Source organism: uncultured Roseovarius sp. (assembly GCF_963972555.1).
Classification (GTDB): Bacteria; Pseudomonadota; Alphaproteobacteria; order Rhodobacterales; family Rhodobacteraceae; genus Roseovarius; species Roseovarius mucosus.
The window spans coordinates 150,854-172,006 of record NZ_CAXAUM010000006.1; the positions used below are offsets into that span (position 1 = coordinate 150,854).

At 62.7% G+C, this 21,153-nt stretch carries 22 protein-coding genes; 11 read left to right on the forward strand and 11 right to left on the reverse strand.

Annotated features, from left to right (window positions below):
- Positions 1-14: 14 nt before the first annotated feature.
- The 4 genes from recG to AACZ65_RS08320 all read right to left on the reverse strand — a co-directional run bounded on the left by recG (position 15) and on the right by AACZ65_RS08320 (position 5,417).
- On the reverse strand, positions 15-2,105 hold the full coding sequence (gene recG, locus AACZ65_RS08305) for an ATP-dependent DNA helicase RecG (protein WP_339669786.1): 2,091 nt from the start codon (positions 2,103-2,105) through the stop codon (positions 15-17).
- On the reverse strand, positions 2,102-4,222 hold the full coding sequence (gene ligA, locus AACZ65_RS08310; RefSeq protein ID WP_339669788.1) for an NAD-dependent DNA ligase LigA: 2,121 nt from the start codon (positions 4,220-4,222) through the stop codon (positions 2,102-2,104). The genes recG and ligA overlap by 4 nt, the downstream gene beginning before the upstream one ends.
- Positions 4,223-4,326: 104 nt before the next feature.
- Positions 4,327-5,043: a response regulator transcription factor gene (locus AACZ65_RS08315; protein WP_339669790.1), complete on the reverse strand. Its 717-nt coding sequence runs from the start codon at positions 5,041-5,043 to the stop codon at positions 4,327-4,329.
- Positions 5,044-5,144: 101 nt separating this feature from the next.
- Positions 5,145-5,417 carry a DUF1153 domain-containing protein gene (locus AACZ65_RS08320; RefSeq protein WP_339669792.1) on the reverse strand — a complete coding sequence of 91 codons (273 nt, stop codon included), beginning with the start codon at positions 5,415-5,417 and terminating at the stop codon, positions 5,145-5,147.
- Between the two features lie 123 nt (positions 5,418-5,540).
- Here AACZ65_RS08320 and mnmA point away from each other — a divergent pair, with 123 nt between their 5' ends.
- Complete coding sequence (mnmA, locus tag AACZ65_RS08325; protein ID WP_339669794.1) at positions 5,541-6,686, forward strand: tRNA 2-thiouridine(34) synthase MnmA; 1,146 nt, start codon at positions 5,541-5,543, stop codon at positions 6,684-6,686.
- A gap of 26 nt (positions 6,687-6,712) precedes the next feature.
- On the opposite strand, the gene ychF is transcribed toward mnmA, so the two are convergent.
- On the reverse strand, positions 6,713-7,810 hold the full coding sequence (ychF, locus tag AACZ65_RS08330; protein WP_339669796.1) for a redox-regulated ATPase YchF: 1,098 nt from the start codon (positions 7,808-7,810) through the stop codon (positions 6,713-6,715).
- A 126-nt stretch (positions 7,811-7,936) separates the two neighbouring features.
- Here ychF and trpA point away from each other — a divergent pair, with 126 nt between their 5' ends.
- The 4 genes from trpA to AACZ65_RS08350 all read left to right on the forward strand — a co-directional run bounded on the left by trpA (position 7,937) and on the right by AACZ65_RS08350 (position 11,188).
- Positions 7,937-8,728 (forward strand): tryptophan synthase subunit alpha, encoded by a 792-nt coding sequence (gene trpA / locus AACZ65_RS08335; RefSeq protein WP_339669798.1) that lies wholly within the window; start codon positions 7,937-7,939, stop codon positions 8,726-8,728.
- 107 nt (positions 8,729-8,835) lie between these two features.
- Positions 8,836-9,297: a hypothetical protein gene (locus AACZ65_RS08340; RefSeq protein WP_339669800.1), complete on the forward strand. Its 462-nt coding sequence runs from the start codon at positions 8,836-8,838 to the stop codon at positions 9,295-9,297.
- On the forward strand, positions 9,269-10,567 hold the full coding sequence (locus tag AACZ65_RS08345) for a terminase family protein (RefSeq protein WP_339669802.1): 1,299 nt from the start codon (positions 9,269-9,271) through the stop codon (positions 10,565-10,567). Before AACZ65_RS08340 ends, AACZ65_RS08345 begins: the two co-directional genes overlap by 29 nt.
- A 144-nt stretch (positions 10,568-10,711) precedes the next feature.
- Positions 10,712-11,188, forward strand: coding sequence for a transposase (locus AACZ65_RS08350; protein ID WP_339669804.1), 477 nt, complete (start codon positions 10,712-10,714; stop codon positions 11,186-11,188).
- Positions 11,189-11,294: 106 nt separating this feature from the next.
- Here AACZ65_RS08350 and AACZ65_RS08355 read toward each other — a convergent pair whose 3' ends face one another.
- Positions 11,295-12,077, reverse strand: coding sequence for an HTH domain-containing protein (locus tag AACZ65_RS08355; protein ID WP_339669806.1), 783 nt, complete (start codon positions 12,075-12,077; stop codon positions 11,295-11,297).
- 180 nt (positions 12,078-12,257) lie between these two features.
- Complete coding sequence (gene thyX, locus AACZ65_RS08360; RefSeq protein WP_339669808.1) at positions 12,258-13,172, reverse strand: FAD-dependent thymidylate synthase; 915 nt, start codon at positions 13,170-13,172, stop codon at positions 12,258-12,260.
- Positions 13,173-13,377: 205 nt separating this feature from the next.
- Here thyX and AACZ65_RS08365 point away from each other — a divergent pair, with 205 nt between their 5' ends.
- From AACZ65_RS08365 to AACZ65_RS08380, 4 genes are all read left to right on the forward strand, one after another.
- Positions 13,378-14,304, forward strand: coding sequence for a thymidylate synthase (locus tag AACZ65_RS08365; protein WP_339669810.1), 927 nt, complete (start codon positions 13,378-13,380; stop codon positions 14,302-14,304).
- A gap of 10 nt (positions 14,305-14,314) precedes the next feature.
- Positions 14,315-15,736 carry a hypothetical protein gene (locus tag AACZ65_RS08370; protein ID WP_339669812.1) on the forward strand — a complete coding sequence of 474 codons (1,422 nt, stop codon included), beginning with the start codon at positions 14,315-14,317 and terminating at the stop codon, positions 15,734-15,736.
- A gap of 79 nt (positions 15,737-15,815) precedes the next feature.
- On the forward strand, positions 15,816-16,244 hold the full coding sequence (locus tag AACZ65_RS08375; protein WP_339669814.1) for a VOC family protein: 429 nt from the start codon (positions 15,816-15,818) through the stop codon (positions 16,242-16,244).
- Complete coding sequence (locus AACZ65_RS08380; protein ID WP_339669900.1) at positions 16,238-16,918, forward strand: DUF1194 domain-containing protein; 681 nt, start codon at positions 16,238-16,240, stop codon at positions 16,916-16,918. The genes AACZ65_RS08375 and AACZ65_RS08380 overlap by 7 nt, the downstream gene beginning before the upstream one ends.
- On the opposite strand, the gene AACZ65_RS08385 is transcribed toward AACZ65_RS08380, so the two are convergent.
- The 3 genes from AACZ65_RS08385 to AACZ65_RS08395 form a co-directional block, all read right to left on the reverse strand.
- Positions 16,912-17,412, reverse strand: coding sequence for a winged helix DNA-binding protein (locus tag AACZ65_RS08385; RefSeq protein WP_297537870.1), 501 nt, complete (start codon positions 17,410-17,412; stop codon positions 16,912-16,914). The genes AACZ65_RS08380 and AACZ65_RS08385 overlap by 7 nt on opposite strands.
- Positions 17,413-17,502: 90 nt before the next feature.
- Positions 17,503-17,799 carry a succinate dehydrogenase assembly factor 2 gene (locus tag AACZ65_RS08390; RefSeq protein ID WP_206018420.1) on the reverse strand — a complete coding sequence of 99 codons (297 nt, stop codon included), beginning with the start codon at positions 17,797-17,799 and terminating at the stop codon, positions 17,503-17,505.
- The gene (locus AACZ65_RS08395; protein ID WP_297537873.1) at positions 17,792-18,193 is read right to left on the reverse strand and encodes a helix-turn-helix transcriptional regulator; all 402 of its coding nucleotides are present in this window, start codon (positions 18,191-18,193) and stop codon (positions 17,792-17,794) included. Before AACZ65_RS08395 ends, AACZ65_RS08390 begins: the two co-directional genes overlap by 8 nt.
- Positions 18,194-18,278: 85 nt before the next feature.
- Here AACZ65_RS08395 and AACZ65_RS08400 point away from each other — a divergent pair, with 85 nt between their 5' ends.
- Positions 18,279-19,481, forward strand: a complete 1,203-nt coding sequence (locus tag AACZ65_RS08400; RefSeq protein ID WP_339669818.1) for a pyridoxal phosphate-dependent aminotransferase — start codon at positions 18,279-18,281, stop codon at positions 19,479-19,481.
- A gap of 8 nt (positions 19,482-19,489) precedes the next feature.
- On the forward strand, positions 19,490-19,894 hold the full coding sequence (locus tag AACZ65_RS08405) for a hypothetical protein (RefSeq protein ID WP_339669819.1): 405 nt from the start codon (positions 19,490-19,492) through the stop codon (positions 19,892-19,894).
- Positions 19,895-20,132: 238 nt separating this feature from the next.
- Here AACZ65_RS08405 and AACZ65_RS08410 read toward each other — a convergent pair whose 3' ends face one another.
- A complete protein-coding gene (locus tag AACZ65_RS08410) occupies positions 20,133-21,086 on the reverse strand; it encodes a radical SAM protein (RefSeq protein ID WP_297537879.1) in 954 nt (317 codons plus the stop codon).
- Positions 21,087-21,153: the final 67 nt, after the last annotated feature.

A 21,153-nucleotide genomic window follows, 5' to 3' on the forward strand; every position in this document is an offset into this window, starting at 1 on the left:
AGTGAACAAAATATCTAACCTACTGAAATCAAACGTATCGCCTGATCCTGCTCCATCAACCACAAGAGCACCCGCGCCGCCCGCCCCCGGTCTGACACGAGGTCGGGATCGTCATGCAACAGCTTGCGCGCGTCCGATTGCGCCACCGCCATCAGCGCCGATTGCGATTCGAGATCGGCAATCCGGAATCGCGGCAACCCCGATTGTGCCGTGCCAATGAGATCACCCGCGCCGCGCATCTCGAGATCGACCTCGCTGATCCGAAACCCATCCTCGGTGTCGCGCATCGTGGTCAGCCGCCGCTCACCGCCCTCGCTGAGCGGCGCCTGATACATCAAGAGACAGGTCGACGCCGCCTGCCCGCGCCCCACGCGCCCGCGCAATTGGTGCAACTGCGCAAGTCCAAAACTCTCGGCGCGCTCGATCACCATGATCGAAGCATTGGGCACATCCACCCCCACTTCGATCACCGTGGTCGAGACCAGAACGCTGGTCTCACCGCGTTGAAAGGCGGCCATGGCGGCATCCTTGTCCTCGGGCGGCATCTGGCCATGCACCAGCCCCACGAGCCCATCACCCAAGGCCGCGCGCAGGCGTTTGAACCGCTCCTCGGCGCTGCTGAGGTCTACCACCTCGCTTTCCTCGACCAGGGGGCAGACCCAATAGGCCTGCCGCCCCTCGGCAATGGCGCGGCGCAGGTGATCCACCACCTCGTCAATCCGCCCCATGCTGATGAGCGCCGTCTTGATGGGCTGGCGTCCGGGCGGTTTTTCGTCCAGCACCGAGACATCCATATCGCCATATTGCGCAAGGGCCAGAGAGCGTGGGATCGGCGTGGCGGTCATCACCAGCACATCAGCCTGCGCGCCCTTTTTGCCCAGTTCCAGCCTCTGCCGCACACCAAAACGGTGTTGCTCATCGACAATCGCCAGACGCAGGTCGGCAAACTCTACATCCTTTTGAAACACCGCATGGGTGCCCACCAGAATCTGAATATCACCCCGCGCCAAGGCGACCAACTTGGCGCGCCGCTCGGCCCCCTTGTCGCGCCCCGTCAGGATTTCCAGCACCACACCCGCACTCTCGGCCAGGGGGCGCAACCCCTGCAAATGCTGTCGGGCAAGAATTTCCGTAGGGGCCATCATCACCCCCTGCCCACCTGCCTCGACCGCAATCAACAGCGCCTTGAACGCCACCAGTGTTTTGCCCGCGCCCACATCGCCCTGAAGCAGCCGGTTCATCCGTTGGGGTGCGGCCATATCGGCGGCAATCTCGGCAATCGCCCGTGTCTGTGCCCCCGTGAGCGCATAGGGCAGCGCCGCAAGCACCCGCGCCTGCAAGCGCCCGGTGCCCACGGTCGCGCGTCCCTTGGCACGGCGCAGTTTCGAACGGGCCAGTGCCAGCGTCATCTGATGCGCCATCAACTCGTCATAGGCCAGCCGCTCGCGCGCGGGATGCGCGGGCGACAGATCCCGCGCCTCTTGCGGCCGGTGGACGGCGCGTATCGCATCCGCCCAATCGGGCCAGCCCGCCTGCGCCTTTTGCCCCGGGTCGATCCATTCGGCCAGATCGGGCAGACGCGTCAACGCCGACTGCACGCCCTTGGCCATCACCCGCTGCGTGACACCGGCGGTCAGCGGATAGACCGGCTCGAAATCCGGGATCTCGCCCGCATCCTCTAGGGGCAGCATATGGTCGGGATGCACCATCTGCGCGATCCCGTCGAAAAGCTCGGCCTTGCCCGACACGATCCGCCGCGCGCCGGTAGGCAACATCCGGCGCAAATACTCGTCGCGGGCATGAAAGAAAATAAGGTGAAAGCTGGTCGCGGCATCCTCGACCACCACGCGGTACGGCCCCCCCTTGCGCGCGGGCGGGCGATGCTGGCCCACCGTCACCTCGACCGTCACCATGCCCGGCAGCTCCGCCCCCTGCACCGTGGCGCGGCGGCGGCGATCCACACCCGTATGCGGTAGCGTCAGCAACAGATCGCGTGGTCGCGAGATCTCGAGCGCGGTAAGGCTCTGCGCGGTCTTGGGGCCGATCCCCTCCAGCGTTTCGAGCCCCGCAAAAAGCGGAAACAGGATTTCCGGCCGCCCGCTCATGCGTCCCCGATGAGGGCGAGCCAGCCATCCTCGTCAATCGTCGCGATCCCCAGTTCCTCGGCCTTTTTCGCCTTGGACCCGGCCCCCGGTCCGGCCACCAACAGGTCAGTCTTGGCACTGACCGAGCCTGCCACCTTGGCCCCAAGACTTTCGGCCCGCGCCTTGGCCTCGGCCCGCGTCATCTTTTCCAGAGTGCCGGTAAAGACCACCGTCTTGCCTGCCACCGGGCTGCCCTCGGTCCTGAGGCGCGCGGCCTCTTCGACCGTGAGATGCTGGGTCAAACGCTCGATGCTGTCGCGCTCATGTGGCTCTGCAAAAGCGCCGACAAGGGCCCGCGCCATGACGGTCCCAACCCCGTCGATGCCAAGCAGGCGCTCCCACTCTGGCCCGTCAAAGTCCTTCGCCGCATCCATCGCCGCGATGAACTCATCCCAAGCGCCATAGTTGCGCGCAATGAGCGTGCTGGCCTGCTCGCCAACATGCCGGATTCCAAGTGCAAAGAGCAATCGGCCAAAGGGGATTTTTCTTTTTTCTTCAATCGCTTCAAAGAGGTTCTTCGCGCTCTTTTCTCCCCAGCCTTCGCGGTTCTTCAACTGTTGAAGGCCAGAGCCATAGCGCTCTTGCAGGGTAAAGATATCCGCCGGCTCTTTGATCCAGCCATCGCGGTAGAATTGTTCCACCTGCTTGGCCCCCAGCCCCTCAATGTCAAAGGCGGCGCGGGACACGAAATGCTTGAGCTTTTCGACCGCCTGCGCGGGGCAAATAAGGCCGCCCATACAGCGGCGCACGGCGTCGCCCTCTTCGCGCACCGCATCCGATCCGCATTCCGGGCATGAGGTAGGAAAGACGAACGGTGCCGCATCCTCTGCCCGCTTCGCCAAATCCACATCAGCCACCTTGGGGATCACATCGCCTGCGCGATAGACCTGCACCCAATCGCCCACGCGAATATCCTTGCCGCCGCGGATGACCTCACCCTTGCTGTCGCGCCCGGCGATGTAATCCTCATTATGCAGCGTGGCATTGCTGACCACGACCCCGCCAACCGTGACGGGCGTCAGCCGCGCCACCGGGCTCAGCGCGCCGGTGCGCCCCACTTGAATGTCGATCGCCTCAAGCCGCGTCCAGGCCAGTTCGGCGGGAAACTTGTGCGCAATCGCCCAACGGGGCGTGGTCGAGCGAAACCCAAGCCGCGCTTGCAGGCCCAGATCATCGACCTTGTAGACCACCCCGTCGATGTCATAACCCAAAGTCGCGCGCACCTGCTCGATCCGCGCGTAATGCTCAAGCAGCGCCTCCACCCCATCACAGAGCACCGTCAACGGATTGGTTTGAAACCCGAGCGCCGCCAGCCGTTCAATCGCCCCCATCTGCGTCTCGGCCAGGGGCTCGCTCACCTCGCCCCAGCTATAGGCAAAGAACCGCAGCGGCCGCGCGCCGGTGATCGACGCATCCAGCTGCCGCAACGACCCGGCAGCGGCATTGCGCGGATTTGCAAAGACCTTGTCGGATTTGGCCGCCTGCCGCGCGTTCAAAGCCGCGAAATCCTCGTGGCTCATGTAAACCTCGCCACGCACTTCCAGAACCTCGGGCGCGCCGCTCAACGTCTCGGGAATATCCGTGATGGTGCGGGCGTTGGCGGTCACGTTCTCGCCGACCTCGCCATCGCCGCGGGTCGCCGCCTGCACCAACCTGCCGCTTTCGTACCTCAGGCTCAGGCTCAGCCCGTCGATCTTGGGCTCTGCGGTATAGGCAAGCGGAGCGTCATCGGACAGGCCCAGATACCGGCGGATGCGGGTATCGAACTCCGCCACATCCTCGGCTTCGAACGCATTGCCAAGGCTGAGCATCCGGACGCTATGCGCCACCTTGGCAAAGCCCTCGGACGGGGCCGCACCCACCTGTTCAGATGGGCTATCCGGCCGCTTGAGCGCGGGAAACCGCGCCTCGATGGCCGCATTGCGCGCCTTGAGCGCATCATAGTCGGCATCCGTGACCTCGGGCGCATCCTCGGTGTGATAGGCCCGGTTCGCCGCCGCCAAGAGCGCGGCAAGCCGCGCCAACTCGGCCCCCGCCTCACCTTCGGTCAGATCCTCAACGGCAATCCTGTCGGTCATCGGCCCCTCTCTGATCGCGGATGCGGCGGCCAATGCCTGCCCGCCCCATGCCTGATCAGAGTGATAGTGCCCGACCCGTCCAGCGTCCAGAGCCTGTGCAGCCCTCAGGCCCCGATGGCCAGCGGCCGTCCTGTGATTGCCCCCTGTTCGGGATCGCGCAACACATAGCCGCGTCCCCAGACCGTCTCGATGTAATTGACACCATCGGTGGCCTCCGACAGCTTCTTGCGCAGTTTGCAGATGAACACGTCGATGATCTTTAGCTCCGGCTCATCCATGCCGCCATACAGATGGTTGAGAAACATCTCCTTGGTCAAAGTGGTGCCCTTGCGCAGGCTCAACAGCTCCAGCATCTGATATTCCTTGCCGGTCAGATGCACCGGCTTGCCGCCCGCATCCACCGTCTTGGCGTCGAGATTGACATTGATCTTGCCGGTGCGGATCACCGATTGCGAATGGCCCTTTGAGCGCCGGATGATCGCGTGGATACGCGCCACCAGCTCATCGCGATGAAACGGCTTGGTCAGATAGTCATCCGCGCCAAATCCGAACCCCTTGATCTTGCTGTCGGTGTCATCCGCCCCCGAAAGGATCAGGATCGGCGTGGCAATCCGCGCCAGCCGCAATTGCCGCAGCACCTCATGCCCGTTCATATCCGGCAGGCCCAGATCGAGCAGGATCAGGTCGTAATCATAGAGCTTGGCCAGGTCGATGCCCTCTTCCCCCAGATCGGTGGTGTAGACATTGAGATTGGCATGGGTCAGCATCAACTCGATGCTTTTGGATGTCGTCGGATCGTCCTCGACCAAAAGTACGCGCATTGGGAACTCCTTGGAACATTGCTTCGATACCGATCACACTGGTCAAAAATGGTTAACTACCCGTTACCATTGTTTTGACCTCCCCTTCACTCAACTTCCGGTTACCGGTATGCACCCAGGGCCGTGACCTTGAGCGCCGCCTCGCCATGCTTGGCCACCGCCGCGATCCATGTGTCAAATTCCTCCTCGCTGAGCCCATAGGTCTCCAACGCCTCGCGCCGTGAGATCAGCCCATAGGCCACCCCCCGCACCACTTTGAGCTTGCGCGACGCAACCCATCGCACCGTATCGCTGGGCGGCAAATCCGCCCTGCTGAACACCGTTCCATCCGCCAGGGTCACAGCCCTTGGCCCTTCCACTTTCTTCAGATACATGACGCTCACCCCTTCGGTCTGATGCGCCCAGAATGACGGTTTCAGGCTTAATGCGGGGTGAAACCGGGCCTTGAGAGTGTTTAGGATTTTCCTATATTCTGAAGAACCTTCGCGGAGACCGCCATGCCACTGGATACGAACAAACCCCTGAATTCGCTTGGATTCCCCAAGTCTCCGGCGGAAACGCGGGTGGTGGTCGCCATGTCAGGCGGTGTCGACAGCTCGGTCGTGGCCGCGCATCTGGCCGCAGAGGGCTATGATGTGGTAGGCGTCACGCTGCAACTTTACGACCATGGCGCGGCCCTGGCCAAGAAGGGCGCCTGCTGCGCCGGGATCGACATTCACGACGCCCGCCGCGTGGCCGAAGAGATGGGCTTTCCGCATTACGTGCTGGATTACGAGAACATCTTTCGCGATGCCGTGATCGACGAATTCGCCGACAGCTATCTTGCGGGGGCCACGCCCGTCCCCTGCATCCGCTGCAACGAGCGGGTAAAGTTCAAAGACCTCTTGGAAACCGCCCGCGATCTTGAGGCTGATTGCATGGCCACCGGCCATTATATCCAGCGCAAGATGGGCGCGCAGGGGCCGGAACTGCATAGCGCCACTGATTCGGCGCGCGATCAGTCCTATTTCCTCTTCTCCACCACGCCCGAACAGCTCGAATTCCTGCGCTTCCCACTCGGGCATCTGCCCTCGAAACAGGCAACCCGTGAATTGGCCGCGCAATACGGTCTTCAGGTCGCGGACAAGCCCGACAGTCAGGACATCTGCTTTGTCCCGAACGGCAATTACGCCAGCGTGATCGAAAAGCTGCGCCCCGGCGCGGCAGAGCCGGGCGAGATTGTCCATGCCGATGGCCGCATCCTTGGCACCCATGAGGGCGTGATCCATTACACCATCGGACAGCGGCGCGGTCTGGGCATCGGCGGGCTGGAAGAGCCGCTCTATGTCGTGCGCCTTGATGTCGATGCCCGCCGCGTCATCGTCGGCCCCAAGGAGATGCTCTCGACCCGCACCGTGCCCCTGCGCGAAATCAACTGGCTGGGCGATACGCCCCTCACCTCTCAGGCGGAGTGGCATATCTCGGTCAAGGTGCGCTCCACCCGCCCCCCACGCGAGGCGGTGCTGCGGCCCATTTCCGCCACCGAAGCGACAGTCGAATTGCTGACACCAGAGGAAGGCGTGTCCCCCGGTCAGGCCTGCGTGTTCTATGAAACCACCGGCACGCGCGTGCTCGGCGGCGGCTGGATCTGGCGCGGAGTCTAAGCCGCGCCTTCCGCCTGTCGCCCCGCTCAGGTGTTGAAAAGGAAGTGCAGCACGTCGCCATCCTTGACGACATAGCTCTTGCCCTCGGACCGCATCTTGCCCGCGTCCTTGGCCTTTTGCTCGCCGCCCAAGGATACGAAATCGTCATAGGCAATGGTTTCCGCCCGGATGAACCCGCGCTCGAAATCACCATGGATCACGCCAGCCGCCTTGGGCGCGGGCGTGCCCGCCGGGATGGTCCAGGCACGCGCCTCCTTGGGGCCGACCGTGAAATAGGTCTCTAGATGCAAAAGGCCATAACCGGCCCGGATAAGCCGATCCAGCCCTGCCTCTTCCAGCCCCATTTCCGTCAGAAACATCTCTGCCTCTTCCGGGTCGAGTTTGGATATTTCCTCCTCGATCTGGGCTGAAATCACCACCGACGCCGCACCCTGTTCGGCCGCCATTTTGGCCACCGCATCCGAATGGGCATTGCCCGTAGCGGCATTGGCCTCATCCACGTTGCAGACATAGAGGATCGGCTTGGCGGTCAGAAGTTGCAGCATTTTCCAAGCCTTGGCATCTTCGGCATCCACCGCCACCGTGCGCGCGGGGCGTCCGGCCTCAAGTGCGGCCTGCGCCAGCCCCAGAAGCCGCTCGGCCTGTGCTGCCTCTTTGTCGCCGCCCTTGAGCTTGCGTTGAAGGCCTGCGCGGCGCTTCTCGACCGACTCAAGATCGGCCAGCATGAGTTCGGTCTCGATCGTATCGGCATCCGCGACCGGATCGACGCGCCCCTCGACATGGGTCACATCGCCATCCTCAAAGCAGCGCAGCACATGGGCAATCGCATCGGTCTCGCGGATATTGGCCAGAAACTGATTGCCGAGCCCCTCGCCCTTGGAGGCGCCCTTGACCAACCCGGCGATGTCCACAAAGGTCATGCGCGTGGGAATGATCTGTTTCGACCCGGCAATCTCGGCCAGCTTGTCGAGCCGCGCATCGGGCACGGCCACCTCGCCCACATTGGGCTCGATGGTGCAAAAGGGAAAATTCGCCGCCTGCGCCGCAGCGGTGCGGGTGAGCGCGTTGAAGAGCGTGGATTTGCCCACATTGGGCAGGCCCACGATTCCCATTTTAAAGCCCATCTCAGACCCTCCATGCCTTGAATTGCGCGCATCTACGGGTTTGCGCGGCCCAAGGTCAAGCCGGGCATTGATTTCCCGCGCGCTTTGCGCCAAACCCGCACGGACCCATTCAGAGGACAGAGCCGCATGACACGCATCGACGCCAAATTCGCAGAGCTGAAGGCCGCCGGAAAGAAGGCCTTCGTTTCCTATATCATGGCGGGCGATCCGGATTATGACACCTCCCTCGCGGTGATGCAGGGATTGCCCGGCGCGGGCGTGGACGTCATCGAACTGGGCGTGCCCTTCACCGACCCGATGGCCGATGGTCCGACAATCCAACTGGCCGGCCAGCGGGCACTGGCCGCCGGCATGACGCTTGAGAAAACGCTGGCCATGGCGCGCGAATTCCGCAAGGGCGACGATACAACGCCCATCGTGTTGATGGGCTATTACAACCCGATCTACAATCGTGGCGTGGACAAGTTCCTGACCGATGCCAAGGCCGCTGGGATCGACGGGCTGATCGTGGTCGACCTACCCCCCGAAGAGGATGACGAACTCTGTGTTCCGGCTTCGAAGGCGGGGATGAACTTCATCCGCCTCGCCACGCCGACCACCGATGACAAACGCCTGCCCAAGGTGCTCGAGAACACCTCTGGTTTTGTCTACTATGTGTCGATCACCGGCATCACGGGGGCGGCGGCGGCAGAGGCGGCGGATGTCGCCCCCGAAGTCGCGCGCATCAAGGCACAAACCGATCTTCCGGTGATCGTGGGTTTTGGCATCCGCACGCCCGAAACCGCGCAGACGATTGCCAGCGTCGCCGATGGCTGCGTCGTGGGCTCGGCCATCGTGGGCGAGATTGCCAAAGGCAGTTCGGTTGACGAGGTGCTGAGCTTTGTCAAAGGTCTGGCCGACGGCGCACATCGCGCCTGAGCGCCACGCTGAATAGTTAGCAAAACGTAAACATACCGGATACTTGCGGGCCGAAGCTAAAGCGCTGAAACTTGACTTGGCGCGCGGTCTCTCGTATAGGTTGTGACATGCTGGACGAATTGGGCAACGGCCCCGGGGGAAACCCCGGCGGCCGTTTTTTCGTGCCGTTCAGCCTGAGGGGCCCACCGAAACACACCACTCATGAGGCAAGAGCACGCATGGTTTTGATCACCCCCGACGAGGGGCCCACCGGCCTGACCACCTCGATCAACGCGCTGGAACAGCAATTGGCCGATATGCGCGCGGATCTGGCAGAGATCTATCAACGGATCAGGTCCGGCGACCTCGATGAACTGAAAAACGCGACCAAGGCCACCACCGAAATCCGGCAATGGCTCAAGATCGCACTGGAAGCGGAGGCACAGCTTGAACGACGCAGAAAAGAAGACCTTGGCATTGTCCATGGATACGCCCTCGATTTCGACGACGCCCGGCATCAGATCGGGTGCCGACTGGATCGTCTCAAAAGGGCCAGTTGTCATGGAAGACTTCCTCGATGCCCTGAGTGACGGTGAACTCATGGCCCTGCCCTATCTCTTCGAGTTCTGGGCGCTGCCACATCAGCTGCCCCCGTCGGGCGATTGGCGGACATGGGTCATCATGGGCGGGCGCGGGGCGGGCAAGACCCGCGCCGGGGCCGAATGGGTGCGGTCCGAGGTCGAAGGCGCGCGCCCCATGGATGCAGGCCGCTGCAGGCGGATCGCACTTGTGGGTGAAACCATCGATCAGGTGCGTGAGGTGATGATCTTTGGCGAGAGCGGGATTCTCGCTTGTTCGCCCCCCGACCGCCGCCCCGAGTGGCAGGCCACGCGCAAACGCCTGATCTGGCCCAATGGCGCGGTGGCACAGGCCTTTTCCGCCCATGACCCCGAGGGGCTGCGCGGCCCGCAATTCGACGGGGCCTGGGTCGATGAGCTGGCCAAATGGAAACGCGCGCGCGAAACCTGGGACATGCTGCAATTCGGCCTGCGCCTGGGCGAGGCCCCCCGCGTCTGTGTCACCACCACGCCGCGCAATGTCGGCGTGCTCAAGGATATTCTCGCCACCTCCAGCACCGTCACCACCTCTGCCCCAACCGAGGCCAATCGTGCCTATCTCGCCGAAGGCTTCCTTGACGAGGTGCGCGCGCGCTACGCCGGCACGCGGCTCGGGCGGCAGGAACTGGACGGGCTGCTGATCGACGAGGCCGAGGACGCGCTCTGGACCCCCGCGATGATCGAGGCGACCCGGATCGAAACCCTGCCCGAATTCGACCGGGTGGTGGTGGCGGTCGATCCTCCCGTCACGGGCCATTCGGGATCGGATGAATGTGGGATCATCGTGGTGGGCGCGATCACGCGCGGCCCGGTGCAGGACTGGCGCGCCTATGTTCTGGCCGATGCCAGCGTCAGCGCCGCCAGCCCCGCCCGCTGGGCGCGCGCCGCGATCCGCGCGCGCGAACTCTGGGGGGCAGAGCGCGTGGTGGCCGAGGTCAACCAGGGCGGCGATCTGGTGGAACGGGTGATCCGGCAGGTCGATCCCCTCGTGCCCCTGCGCAAGGTCCACGCCAGCCGGGGCAAGGTGGCGCGGGCCGAACCTGTGGCAGCCCTCTATGAACAGGGCCGCGTGCATCACGCACGCGGGCTTGGCGCGCTCGAGGATCAGATGTGCGCCATGACCGCGCGCGGCTATGAGGGGCGCGGCAGCCCCGACCGCGTCGATGCGCTGGTCTGGGCGCTCACCGATCTGATCGTCGAACCCGCCTCGAAATGGGTCCGCCCACGGGTGCGGGGGGTGTGATTGGGCTACCGCCCAGGCGCGCGATGAATGCGCACCCTACGACGGGTGCCCTCTCGATCCGGTTTCCTCCCGTAGGGTGCGCATTCATTGCGCACCCCCACCGCCAATAACCATTCCTTAACCCTGCCATGGTTCTCTGAACCCATGTCCAACTATATCCGCCCCAAGATCGCCGGGGCCTGCATCTTCTTCACCGTGACGCTCGCCAACCGCCGCTCAGAGCTGCTCACCCGCGAAATCGCGGCCCTGCGCGCCGCCGTGAGACGCACCAAGGCCGAGCGGCCCTTCACGATCGAGGCTTGGGTTGTCCTGCCCGACCATATGCATTGTGTCTGGACCCTGCCCGAGAATGACCACGATTTCTCGACCCGGTGGAGCGTGATCAAAGCCCGGTTTTCCCGTGCCATGCCCCCTGGGCCCCGCCGCCCCAGCCACGAGGCCCGGCGCGAGCATGGGATCTGGCAACGTCGGTTCTGGGAGCAACACCTCCGCAGCGATGCGGACAAAAGCGCCGCAATCCGCTATTGCTGGATCAATCCGGTGAAACATGGGTTGGCCGACCGTCCCGAGGATTGGCCCTATTCCTCCATCCACCGCGACGGCCCCGTCCATTGGCCGTAGGGTGCGCATTCATTGCGCACCATTGTCACCGACGCAAACCCAACCCCACGCCCCGAATTCATCGACCGACCCGGTGCGCAATAAATGCGCAAGATAGCCCTCGAAATTATGAAGTGGAAAAGAGAGTGCCGGAAATGAGTGCGGTTATCGCATCAATTTTTTGTTTGTCCTTGTCTGGATCGGCAACTTGTAAATACTCAATCGCGCTGAACTGATCTCCTCTTCGCCTATTCTGCGGTGGCTCCAATGCTTCTATTAGAACCGCTTCCAAGGTAGCAATTAGCGTGTCCCTATCTATTGATGAAGTGTCTACATCTCTAAGCTGCCCTTCCTCGCTAACAGACCTCAACCCAAACCAAGAAAATCGATCCCATCTCCCGTTCAATCTATCCTTTGTGTGTTCGAATAGACGTCTACCCATTGGACGATCAATTGAGCGCCCGACATAAATTACTCTGCTCCGGTCATGCAAAATGTAGACCCCGATCTGATCGGAAAAATCCACCCTATCTGATCCGGCTTGCTGTTGTCCAAATAGCCTCGGATTAGACTTCCACACTATCTCCGAAGCCCACCAATACATGCCGATACACTGAATTAAACCAGAGGATTCTGACTGTTTCGATTCTTCTTCGGTGGGCCTCGAATTCGGGTCCCTAGACGCCTTCAAAGAATAGAAACCTCGTGATGTCCGAACGTATGGGCTACTAACTCCCTCAGAGTTTAAAGAATTATTTATGTATGCGTTAACTGTATTTGCTGGGGTCGCACCAAGCTTTTGCCTGAGTTCTCGTTTTGCGATCTCTTCGGCTATCGTTGTGTAGTGAAGTGGTTCGTCAGAATCACCGAGGACCACTTTGATTGCTTCGTCCCATCCAAGTTCACTCATTTTAACATCTCGCAGTACCTTTCTCAGCTTATCCGAACCGCTTTAGTGGCGCGCCGGTTCTTTCCTTAGAGAAACCTTTTCCCGTAAGGTGCGTATTCATTGCGCACCATTGTCACCGGCGCAAACCCCACCCCTCGCCCCGGCTCTCTCGACCGGACCGGTGCGCAATAAATGCGCACCCTACGCAGACCCGTTCACAACCCCCTCGAACTCCCGCCATTCGCCCTTGCTCATGCCCGAGGTCTCTTGCGTCACGACCTCGCCCTTCAGCATCCGCCGCACACAATCCAGCGCGGTAGCAGACAACGTCGCCCCGCCCATGCGGTAATCCTCGAAGGCCTTGTAGGCATAGGGCACCCAATCGGCCACGAGGCGGCAAATCTCCTCGGCATAGACCCGGATTTCATATTGCGCATGGGCGTCGGCGCGCAGGCGCAGGAAATGCAAGAGGTTGTGCAGATCGACCTTCCAATACCATTGCGTATAGATATTGGCGGGCAGGTTCATCCGCGCCAATTCGCGCGCCAGCCCTTGCTGGCCCTCTTGCGAAATCATGCCCTCGTAATGGTCATAGCAGCGCATCGCGTCCTCGGTCAGGATGCGCAACACGCGCTGCGCCTCTTCCCCTTCAAGGGCTGCCCCCCGCCCCTGATTGTTGGTGGTCGATTGCGCCGCCAGCATGTCGGGTGCCGGAATGTAGAATTCGCGATCGAGGATCGAATAGCGCGCCGAATATTCGTTCACATTGGCGGTGCGGTGCCGGATCCATTGCCGCGCGACAAACACCGGCAGCTTCACATGCAGCTTAAATTCGCACATCTCGAACGGGGTCGAATGCCAGTGCCGCATGAGATAGCGAATAAGCCCCTCATCGTTCTGCACATGCTTGGTCCCCGCGCCGTAACTCACGCGCGCCGCCTGCACGATGGCGGCATCGTCGCCCATATAGTCGATCACTCGGACAAAGCCGTGATCGAGCACCGGATAGGCGGTGTAGAGATGCTGTTCCATCCCCGCCGCCGTGGCGCGCAGGGTGCTTTGGCTCTGCGCGCGCTGCGCGTCGATTTCGGCCTGTTGGTCGGGGCTGAGGGGCATGGCGAGGCCTTTCATCACAAGAACGAGTCGGAGATCACTATATCTTGGGGATCACCCATGCGCCAAGCCCATATCGGGTGCTTGCCCATGCGCCACAGGGGGGCAGTTTTTGCAATCCGCAGATGTATCGGGAATTGACTTTTAAAGGCAATGGCCTGAACGTCGCTGCAAAACAACTATAAAACATATTGAGGGCAGTCTCATCATGAAACATATCGTGGCAGGCCTGATGGCCGCTGCCCTTCTGGGCGGCTGTGGGGGTGGCGGATCCTCCAATCCGTTTGACAATCCCGGCGAAGATGACGGCACGACGGCGCCCCCCACGGATACGACCGTTCCCACCGAGATCTCCCAGGATGTGACGCGGGTAGAGTTCGATCCCGCGACCCAGACGCTGACGGTCGAGGGGCTTACCTTTGACGGCACCACTGACCCCGTGACATACAACCGCGCCGTAGCGCTCGATGTGCCGGGCTATCAGGCCTACTCGATCCAACAGGACGGGGCCTCTCGTCACAGCACCGCTTTTGCCGCGCAGAGCCAGACCTCGGGTGCCGTGACAGCTGGCGTCGCCGCCACCGGCGGTCCGCGCAACCGGCTCTTTACCGGGGCCGTCTTCGAGAGAACCGGCAGCTATACCCAACCTACCACCGGCGAGGTGGTCTATACTGGCCGCTATGTCGGCCTCACCAACCTTGACTCCCAAGGAGGAGACCTGCTGCCGCCCCCGGTCGGGCTCGCACCAGAACTGATCCCCACTCAGGCCGCGTCGACCCAAGGTGATGTGGTGCTGCGTGCAAACTTTGGGGATCGGGCGGTCGAAGGCAATATCATCAACCGCCGCATTTCCGAAACACCCGGCGGCGTGGTGATCAACCTGCCGTCGCTCGTTCTGATCAACACACAGATCACCGAGGGCGGCACGTTCAGTGGCACGGTCGAATATGACCAAACCGGCTTTCCAGCCGACCGCGTGACCGGTACCAGCATCGGCTCGTCCGCAGGTATCTTTGGCGGCATCGACGCGACCGAAGTCGCGGGCGCGATCAAGCTCAACGAATTTGACGGACCAGGCAATCCACTGGGGCTGACCAACGAGTCGGAAACCGGCATTTTCGTGCTTGACCGCTAAAGGCGGAGGCATGACCGCCCCGGTGTATACCAAGGCGCAAAACAGCCCCAAGCCCCTATGGCGTGCCATCCGACACCTGCTGCGTGCCAGTACCTTTGCTGGCGCGCTTGGGCTTGCCGGGATTGGCGCGGCCACACCGGCCAACCTCACCCTCGCCCAAGCCGATGCGCTGGCCGCTCAGGCGTTGGGCGCGGGGCAACCACGCCTTGCCTATAACCTGAGCAAAGGTCTCTTGCAGGCCGACCCGCACAATCCGCGCGCCCTTTACTTTCAGGCCGTGGCCCTTGCACAGGCCAAGGCCTATGGTGCCGCCGAAAGAAAGGCCGCGCTCGCCTATTGGCATGCCAAATCGGACGCACAGCGCTTTCAGGCCGCCAATCTCGCGGCAGAGCTCAGCTTTGCCGATGAGCGCCTGACCGGTTCCCAATTCTGGCTGCGCCGCGCGGTCGATCACGCCCCCGATGAGGTGGCCCGCGCCCAGACCGTGACCGCCTTTCAGAACGTGCGCGCGCGCAACCCGCTGCGGTTCGATTTCCGCTTTTCCACGACCCCCTCCGACAACGTCAACAACGGGGCCAACAGCCCGCTCAACGTGATCGACGGCGTGCCGGTGGTGGGCACGCTCAGCCCCTCGGCGCAGGCGCTTTCGGGCTGGATCACCACGGCGCAAGCCGCCCTCTCCTACCGCCTTGCCAAAAGCGACGGGCGCGAGACACGGGTGCGTGCCCGCGTCAACGCCCGGCGGGTCGATATTTCAGACTCCGTGCCGGGGCTGAGCGGCGATGACCTCTCCTCGACGGTCGCGGAACTGGGATTGACCCAATATCTGCGCGGCACCTCCGCAGCGGTGACGTGGAAATTCGACCTCGACGGCGGGCGGGTCTGGTATGCGGACGATCCGCTCTATGATTTCGCGCGCGTGGGGGCCACGCGCCATCACCGGCTGACCGACCGCCTGATGCTGAGCTTTGGTGGCAGCTTCGAGGATCAGCGCTACGAGAGCGCGCGCGGGGCCGACAGCACCGTCGCCAGCGGCTTTGCCGGGGTCGGCCTGACCCTTGAGAGTGGCGCGCAGATCGGCTTTCAGGTGCAGTATCGCGACACGGACAGCAACGGCATCAACCGCGCCTCGGATCAATGGACCGGCATTGCCAGCTATCAGCTGGGACGAGACATCGGCCCCGCCAGCCTCGAATTTTCCCTTGGGCTCAGCCAGTTGGACTATTCCAGCTATCAGGTCGGCTTTATCAGCGTGCCGGGCGGGCGTGACGACCGATCCGTGTTCGGCGGCGTCACAGCCACGTTCAACGACTGGGGCTACATGGGCTTTGTCCCCACCCTCACCGTGACCAGCGAACGCAGCGATTCAAACATCAGCCGCTTCGATGTCGAGGAAACCTCGATCACCCTCGGGATCCGGTCCGAGTTCTGAGCCACCCCGCCCCAGATTGCCCTCGACACCGGCGCACGCGCCACTATCCTCCGACCCATTGCAATCACGGAGGATGACCATGCGCATCAAATATCTGCACACGATGGTTCGGGTCAAAGACCTTGAGGCGACCCAGCGGTTCTTTGCCCTTCTTGGGCTCAAGGAAACCCGCCGCTGGGACAACGAGGGCGGGCGTTTCACGCTGGTGTTCATGGCCCCCGAAGGCCAGGAAGAGTGCCCGGTCGAGCTTACCTATAACTGGGACGGCGACGAAGGCCTGCCTTCGGACAGCCGCCATTTCGGCCATCTCGCTTATGCCACGAGCAACATCTATGAGCTGTGCCAACACCTGATGGACAATGGCGTCACCATCAACCGCCCGCCGCGCGACGGGCGTATGGCCTTTGTGCGCAGCCCCGACAATATCTCGGTCGAGCTTTTGCAAGAGGGTGACGCCCTGCCGCCGGCAGAGCCTTGGACCAGCATGGAGAATATCGGCCATTGGTGAGGCTCGCGGCCCTTCTTGCGGCCGCACTTCTCGCGGCCCCGGCCCAAGGCGCCTGTCGCCTTGCGCTGGTGCTCGCCCTCGATGTGTCCTCTTCGGTCGATGAGGCCGAATATGCCCTGCAACGGGTGGGCCTCGCCTCGGCCCTCGATGCGCCCGAGATCCGCGATGCCATCCTGCGCGGCAGCACGGGCGATGTGGCGCTGGCGGTCTATGAGTGGAGCGGCCGCTTTCAGGACAGGCTGCATCTCGACTGGACCTTTCTGCGCTCTGACGCCGATATAACGGACGCGGTGGCGGTGCTGGCGGGCATGCAGCGCTCGACCAGCGATTACCCCACCGGCCTCGGCTCGGCGCTGGGCTATGGCGCGGCGCTGATGGCGCGCGCGCCCCGCTGCGATCGGCAGGTGATCGACGTCTCGGGTGACGGGATCAACAATCAGGGCTTCGGCCCGGCGCTCGCCTACAAGCATTTTCCGTTTGACGACATCACCGTCAACGGCCTCGTGATCGAGGGGCACGACCCGCAGGTCACCCAATATTACCAGCGAGAGGTGCTCTTCGGGCCGGGGGCCTTTCTCGAAATCGCCCAAGGATTCGAGGATTTCGAGCGCGCCATGTCGCGCAAGCTCTTCCGCGAAATCAACGATCTCATGCTTGGCGCCCTGCCTCAATAGATATAGCGGATCTGATCCGTCCAATACCGCTCCACCCGGCGCAAAGAGGCGGTAATCTGGTCGATCCCATCGGGGCCCAGAACGCCGCGCGCCTCCAACCCCTCGGCGTGGCGGGCAAAGAGATCGCCGACCAGATCGCGGATCGTGCGCCCCTTTTCCGTCAGCCGCACCCGGACCGACCGGCGATCCGCCTCGCAGCGCTGATGGTGCATATATCCCATCTCCACCAGCTTCTTGAGATTGTAGCTGACATTGCTGCCCTGATAGTAACCGCGCGACTTCAATTCACCCGCCGTCACCTCGTGGTCGCCGATGTTGAAGAGCAAGAGCGCCTGCACCGCGTTGATTTCCAACACGCCCACGCGCTCGAACTCATCCTTGATGACATCCAGCAACAGCCGGTGCAGGCGCTCCACCAGCGACAAAGCGTCAAGATAGCTGCTGATAAAGGCGCTCTGAACGGCGCTCGTCGCGAGGGGGCTGTGATAGCTCATGTCGGTCTCCGTGCGATACTGCTCGCACGGGACCATCTGGCAAAAACCCGAACATTCGGTAAATCGCGACGAAACCGCCTAAAATGCGATCTACTTTCCGCCGCTGGCCTCTGCCGCAATCTCTGCCACCAAGGGCGCGAAGCGCGCAGGCGGCGCGGCTTGACCCGTCACCCATTGATAGAGATCCTGATCGTTCTCGCACAACAACGCGTCGAAACCGTCCAATGCGGCCTTGTCCATCACTTCGAGCCGCGCTTCGGCATAGCGGCTCAGGATGATGTCCATTTCCTTGATCCCCCGGCGCATCGCGCGCATGCGCAGGCGCTTGATCCGGTGGGCGGGCGGCTCATCAGCGCCGCCCGGTGCCTCGACAGGGGCCTCACTCACCGGCTTCTTCCCGCAACTTGGCGCGTAGGGTCTTTTCCAACCGTCCCAGACGGTCGGTCGCGCGGGTCATCTGTGCGCGGATGTCGCGAATCTCGGTCAGCATATCGATCACGTCGCGCGACAGCTCGCCCATCTCGGGCGCGCCCGGCCCCTCGCCTTCGCCCGACAAGAGCCACAAGAGCGAGACATTGAGCATCCCCGCCATCATCGACAACTTATTGGCGCGCGGCTCCGACAGGTCGTTCTCCCAAGCCTTCAACGTCTTGAGCTTGACCCCCAACCGTTTCGCCAGATCGGCCTGGCTCATGCCTGCGCGCTCGCGCGCGCCTGTCACGCGGTCGCCAAAGGTGGTGGCATCGGGATCGAACCAGCCGTCGGTGCTGTCTGCGGTCATTGTCTTCCTTTCCAGTGATCGGGCTTGATCGCGCCCTGACCGCAGCCTAAGACATTCTCGGAGTGAATTCAAACCGGAGCCGGCCATGTCCCGTCTTTCCGCGACATTGTCGCGCGTCAAACCCTCGCCCACCATCGCCGTCACCACCAAGGCCCAGGAACTCAAGGCCGCAGGGCGCGACGTGATCGGCCTGGGGGCCGGAGAGCCGGATTTCCCGACCCCCGCGCATATCCGCGCCGCCGGTATCCGCGCCATCGAGGAAGGCAAGACCAAATACACCGCCGTGGACGGCATTCCCGAGCTCAAGGCGGCGATCTGCGCCAAGTTCAAGCGCGACAACGGGCTCGATTATGTGCCCGCGCAGGTCAGCGTCGCCTCGGGCGGCAAGCAGATCCTCTACAACGCCCTCATGGCCACGCTCAATCCCGGGGACGAGGTGCTGATCCCCGCCCCCTATTGGGTCAGCTACCCCGACATGGTGCTCCTGGCGGGCGGCGAGCCGGTGATTGCCCCCGCAGGCATCGAAACCGGCTTCAAACTGACGCCAGAGGCGCTCGAGGCCGCGATCACGCCCAAAACCCGCTGGTTCATCTTCAACTCGCCCAGCAATCCCACCGGCGCGGGCTATACCTGGGACGAATTGAAGGCGCTGACGGATGTGCTCCTGCGCCATCCGCACGTCTGGATCATGACCGACGATATGTATGAACATCTGGCCTATGACGGCTTTGAATTCTGCACGCCTGCACAGGTGGAACCGGCGCTCTATGACCGCACGCTGACGTGCAATGGCGTGTCCAAGGCCTATTGCATGACCGGCTGGCGGATCGGCTATGCGGCGGGGCCGCAGGATTTGATTGCCGCAATGCGAAAGATCCAGTCGCAAAGCACCTCGAACCCCTGCACCATCAGCCAATGGGCGGCCGCCGAGGCGCTCAATGGCAGCCATGATTTCGTCGCCGAGAACAACACCGTTTTCGCCCGCCGCCGCGATCTGGTGGTCAAGATGCTGAACGAGGTCGAGGGCATCGACTGCCCCACGCCCAATGGCGCGTTCTATGTCTATCCGTCGATTGCCGGGCTGATCGGCAAGACCAGCGCAGGAGGGGCCAAGATCACCGATGACGAGGCCTTTGCCACGGCCTTGTTGGAGGAAACCGGCGTCGCGGTGGTCTTTGGCGCAGCCTTTGGACTATCGCCGAATTTCCGGATCAGCTATGCAACCTCCGATGAAGCGCTCAAAGAGGCGTGCACGCGGATACAGACGTTCTGCAAAGGGCTGAGCTAGGGGGACGGATGGCGGGCGATCTGCCGGATTATTATTTCAGGGTCCGTGAAAACGGGGCCTTCGTGTTTCGGGTTGATACCGAGAACCGGCAGCGCCGGATCGAGATGGAACAGATCGCCATCGTCAATATCCGCAAGTCCGAAATCAAGCCGCATGGCGACCGCGCCCTGTCCGACGCCGACATTGCCGCCATCACCGCGTGGATGGAGGAACGGCTGAAGCTGGTCGAATACCGCGACATCGACGATATCCTGCGCGCGGTGGATTACCTCAACACCACAACCCATTGGGTGCAGTCCAAGGCGACCGACGACCAGCTCGAACAGGTGACGGATGCGCTTCTCTTGGCGATGCACGACCTGCGATCGGTCCTGGTGCGCAAAAAGGCGGACCGGCTGCTCAAGGGAGAGTGAGGCGGCGGAGGGGACATTTGCCCCGATCTCCAATGCGCGGAATCAAGGCGCGGTACGCGCCGCCGCGCAGCGCCCGTCCGCCCCTCCGGGCGGGCGCTTTTGCAAGGTCTCAACACACTGAAACGCAGAAGTATCTGGCAGGCATAAAGTGCCAGCTGACCCCGTTACAGCGCCCACCCGTCGGACGGGCACCGCGCGGCTCTGTCGCTTGGGCCAAGATCAGCAACAGGCTCCACCCTCACCGCGAACAACTCGCCCCGCCCAGCACGCAGAACTTGGCGCAATGCGGGTGGTTCAGCGCCACGTCGCGCTCGGCCTCGGCCAGCGTCTCGCCCAATTCGAACTCGGGCGCATAGGGCAGCAGCGTGCAGGCCACGACCGCTGGCCGCGCCGCCCCCCTGCGTTTGACCACCATGCGCGACGAGGCGCACATGATGTCCTCGGGCCGCTTGTTCAGAATACCCCAACAGGCCGTGGTGATCTCGGGCACCTCGGCCCCCTCGTCCATCTCGGGGAATAGAACGGTCGCACCGGGATCATGCGCATCAATCTCGAACCCATGTTCCGCATAAAACGCAGCATAGCCTGCGCGCGACGCCGCCTCGCTCTCGCCCCAGACGGTGCGCCCGGCCACGGTCATGCGGATGCCATGGTCCCGCAACCAGCACATCCCCTCCACCGTCTTGGCAAAGGCCCCCGCGCCGCGCTCGACGTCATGCAGCGCCTCGGACCAATGATCGACCGAGATCCGCAAGGTCAGCTTGTCGCCCCAGACCTTCACCAATTCCAACAGCCCCTCCCGCATCGTCTTGCGCATCATCGGGCGCATGGCGTTGGTCAGGATCAGCACCTCGTACCCCGCCTCAAGCGCCGCACGCGCCATGCCGATCATCTCGGGGTTCATGAAGGGTTCGCCGCCGGTAAAGGCGATCTCGCGCAGCGGCCAGCCCCGCTCGCGCACCTGGTCCAGATAGTCACGCACTTCTGATTCGGTGATGTAGACCAGCGCGTCATTGCTGGGCGAGCTGAGAATATAGCAATTGCGGCATTCGATATTGCACAGCGTGCCGGTGTTGAACCACAGCGTTTCAGGATGGCTCAGCGGCACCGAGGCACGCAACTCGCCCTTGGCGGTGCGCGCGGGGTCCTGAAACTTGCCCTGATTGGCCGGGCCGGTGACGGTATCTTTCATAAGGTCATCCACCTTGCTGTTTTTCTTTTCTCACCTAACGCTCGCGATCTGGCAAGAGAAGCGTTCT

Coding starts and splice junctions, on each gene's coding strand:
- recG (WP_339669786.1), bottom strand. CDS start 2,105: ATGAGCGGGCGGCCGGAAATCCTGTTTCCGCTTTTTGCGGGGCTCGAA.
- ligA (WP_339669788.1), bottom strand. CDS start 4,222: ATGACCGACAGGATTGCCGTTGAGGATCTGACCGAAGGTGAGGCGGGG.
- AACZ65_RS08315 (WP_339669790.1), bottom strand. CDS start 5,043: ATGCGCGTACTTTTGGTCGAGGACGATCCGACGACATCCAAAAGCATC.
- AACZ65_RS08320 (WP_339669792.1), bottom strand. CDS start 5,417: ATGTATCTGAAGAAAGTGGAAGGGCCAAGGGCTGTGACCCTGGCGGAT.
- mnmA (WP_339669794.1), top strand. CDS start 5,541: ATGCCACTGGATACGAACAAACCCCTGAATTCGCTTGGATTCCCCAAG.
- ychF (WP_339669796.1), bottom strand. CDS start 7,810: ATGGGCTTTAAAATGGGAATCGTGGGCCTGCCCAATGTGGGCAAATCC.
- trpA (WP_339669798.1), top strand. CDS start 7,937: ATGACACGCATCGACGCCAAATTCGCAGAGCTGAAGGCCGCCGGAAAG.
- AACZ65_RS08340 (WP_339669800.1), top strand. CDS start 8,836: ATGCTGGACGAATTGGGCAACGGCCCCGGGGGAAACCCCGGCGGCCGT.
- AACZ65_RS08345 (WP_339669802.1), top strand. CDS start 9,269: ATGGAAGACTTCCTCGATGCCCTGAGTGACGGTGAACTCATGGCCCTG.
- AACZ65_RS08350 (WP_339669804.1), top strand. CDS start 10,712: ATGTCCAACTATATCCGCCCCAAGATCGCCGGGGCCTGCATCTTCTTC.
- AACZ65_RS08355 (WP_339669806.1), bottom strand. CDS start 12,077: ATGAGTGAACTTGGATGGGACGAAGCAATCAAAGTGGTCCTCGGTGAT.
- thyX (WP_339669808.1), bottom strand. CDS start 13,172: ATGCCCCTCAGCCCCGACCAACAGGCCGAAATCGACGCGCAGCGCGCG.
- AACZ65_RS08365 (WP_339669810.1), top strand. CDS start 13,378: ATGAAACATATCGTGGCAGGCCTGATGGCCGCTGCCCTTCTGGGCGGC.
- AACZ65_RS08370 (WP_339669812.1), top strand. CDS start 14,315: ATGACCGCCCCGGTGTATACCAAGGCGCAAAACAGCCCCAAGCCCCTA.
- AACZ65_RS08375 (WP_339669814.1), top strand. CDS start 15,816: ATGCGCATCAAATATCTGCACACGATGGTTCGGGTCAAAGACCTTGAG.
- AACZ65_RS08385 (WP_297537870.1), bottom strand. CDS start 17,412: ATGAGCTATCACAGCCCCCTCGCGACGAGCGCCGTTCAGAGCGCCTTT.
- AACZ65_RS08395 (WP_297537873.1), bottom strand. CDS start 18,193: ATGACCGCAGACAGCACCGACGGCTGGTTCGATCCCGATGCCACCACC.
- AACZ65_RS08400 (WP_339669818.1), top strand. CDS start 18,279: ATGTCCCGTCTTTCCGCGACATTGTCGCGCGTCAAACCCTCGCCCACC.
- AACZ65_RS08405 (WP_339669819.1), top strand. CDS start 19,490: ATGGCGGGCGATCTGCCGGATTATTATTTCAGGGTCCGTGAAAACGGG.
- AACZ65_RS08410 (WP_297537879.1), bottom strand. CDS start 21,086: ATGAAAGATACCGTCACCGGCCCGGCCAATCAGGGCAAGTTTCAGGAC.